The following is a 2,054-nucleotide window of genomic DNA, read 5'->3' on the forward strand; positions in this document are numbered from 1 at the left end:
ACCCGCACCGCCCGCGACAGCATCCTCGACCAGTTCAAGTCCTACCTGCTCCAGCGATACGCCGACAACGTCACCGACACCGACCAACTCCTCGCGGAGATCCGCGAACGCGGCAACACCGTGAGCCGGGGGCGAATGACCGGCAACGCGCCGCAGCGCCGACGGCACCATCGAAGTAGAAGCCTCGACTTGGAGCTGGACGACAGGCGCAGCACGAGCAGCTCACCATGCTGGCGTGGCTGATCCGGGACGGGCACGCCGACGGGGCGCCGGCCGAACGGCTGGCGGCCCGGGCGCCATTCGGACCGCGGGCGGCGCTCGCGGCGGTACGCCGTGGCTACGCGGAGCTGACCGGCGACACGTGATCACACCGGTCAGGCACGGGTGAGCCGGCCGGAGTCGGGCGATTGGTTGGCGGGCCGAAGCGGCGGGCCACCTCCGCACGCGTCGGCATCGCCACGGCGCCGCCCGGGGACTCGGCCACCACTGCGGCGACCCGCAGCGCGAACGCGACCCGCTTCCGCCAGCCGACCTGGTCGGTCGGCTGGCCGTCGGCGAGCAGGTCGGCGATCAGCGCCGCCATCACCGAATCGCCCGCTCCGGTGGCGTCGACCGCACGTACCGGCGGGGAGTCCAGCTGGATTGTGCCCGCAGCGGAGGCGACCAGCGCGCCCTGTGCGCCGCGAGTGACCACGACGGTGCCGGCGCCCAGCGCCCGCAACCGCGCCGCCACCTCGCCGACCGACGCTCCGGGGTAAAGCATCTCGGCGTCGCCAGCACTCAGCTTCACCAGGTGGGCAGTGGCCGCGAACTCGGCTACGACCGTCCGCAACTCGTCTAACGCGGCCGGCCCGGCCAGCAGCCGCGGTCGCACGTTGGGATCGAATACCCGCAGGCCGCTGGCCAGCGACCAGGCTCGGCGGGCGGCGTCGAGCACGGGCGGGCAGAGCAGGGCGATGGATCCGCAGTAGAGCACCGCGGCATCCTCGATCAACGACACGTCGAGCGCGGACGCCTGGAGCAGCCCGTACGACGGCGGCTCGCCGTAGAAGCGGAAGTCGGGTTCGGCACCGGCGTAGGTGACGACGGCGAGTGCGGTCGGGACCGGCGCCGTGACGACGCCACGCTGGCCGACCCCGACGCCGTCGAGGAAGTCCCGAATCCGGCCGGCGAGTACGTCGTCACCAAGCGACCCGACAAATTCCACGGCCCCACCCAGTCGGACCACCCCGACCGCGACGTTGAGCGGCGCCCCACCGATCATCTGCCGGTAGACCGGCTCGCCATCGTGCCGCCCGTCGAGGAGATCGACCAGCGCCTCGCCGAGCACCACCGCATATCTCATCGGCCCTCCCACCAGGTATTACCACGCTGAACTGCGCGAACTTCGCCGCCGCGGGTCAGGACACCATCGAGCCGACCACCGGCTTGGTGAGCAGCGCCGACGGGTTGCGCTGGATGCCCGGGTCGGGCCTTTTCGCGACGAAGGGCGCCGTACTCCCAGGCCAGCTCCCCACGCAGCTCGAGGTGTAGATCTCGCCGTTGAAAGTCAACAGGTACCGACCGCAGACGTACGGCAGCGGTTCGTGGCTGAGCGCCACGTCGATGATCGACAGCCGATTGTGGGCGAAGACCGCGTCGACGAACCGGCCAGAGGGGTCCGCGACCAGTTCGCCCCCGGTCCCGTCCGGGCTGTGGTGGTGCAGGGCATTCCAATGCTGCCGACGTAGTTGTGGCCCAGGGCGGTGGCCGGCGTCGCCGCGCGCGCTGAAAAAGGCCAGAATTCCGCACATGATGGTCATAGTCCCACGCGCACTCGACTGAATGTGCCGACACTGCTACGCACCGTACGGCTGGCCGCGCGGTACCGCGCCTTCCAGCGGGCGACTGGCAGATGGGAGGAGTGGATCGTAAGCGACGAGCGGGCCAAGGGTGCCGGGCAGGCCGGCGGGTTATCACCCGCCGCCCTCGAGTGCCACCAGAGTTCCGGGCGACCTCGGCGGCAGGCAGCGCGAGCGTGAACCACTGCCCGCGATAAGCAGCGCCTCGTATAG

The 2,054-nt window shown here is 70.8% G+C and carries 4 protein-coding genes; 2 read left to right on the top strand and 2 right to left on the bottom strand.

Going from position 1 to position 2,054, the window contains the following annotated elements; translation table 11 throughout:
• Together V6U90_RS32555 and V6U90_RS32560 are read left to right on the top strand one after the other, a co-directional pair.
• On the top strand, positions 1-243 hold a 243-nt coding region (locus V6U90_RS32555), incomplete at its 5' end, for a hypothetical protein (RefSeq protein WP_334444883.1).
• Positions 228-365 (top strand): hypothetical protein, encoded by a 138-nt coding sequence (locus tag V6U90_RS32560; protein ID WP_442933713.1) that lies wholly within the window; start codon positions 228-230, stop codon positions 363-365. The genes V6U90_RS32555 and V6U90_RS32560, both read left to right, overlap by 16 nt.
• Here the strand turns inward: V6U90_RS32560 and V6U90_RS32565 are convergent.
• Both V6U90_RS32565 and V6U90_RS32570 read right to left on the bottom strand, forming a co-directional pair.
• Entirely contained in the window at positions 338-1,345 is a 1,008-nt protein-coding gene (locus tag V6U90_RS32565; protein WP_334444885.1) for a PfkB family carbohydrate kinase, read from the bottom strand. The two genes, V6U90_RS32560 and V6U90_RS32565, sit on opposite strands and share 28 nt — an antisense overlap.
• Before the next feature lie 55 nt (positions 1,346-1,400).
• Positions 1,401-1,793 carry a hypothetical protein gene (locus V6U90_RS32570; RefSeq protein WP_334444887.1) on the bottom strand — a complete coding sequence of 131 codons (393 nt, stop codon included), beginning with the start codon at positions 1,791-1,793 and terminating at the stop codon, positions 1,401-1,403.
• Positions 1,794-2,054 lie beyond the last annotated feature (261 nt).

This window comes from Micromonospora sp. CPCC 206060, assembly GCF_036906895.1.
Taxonomy (GTDB): domain Bacteria; phylum Actinomycetota; class Actinomycetes; order Mycobacteriales; family Micromonosporaceae; genus Micromonospora.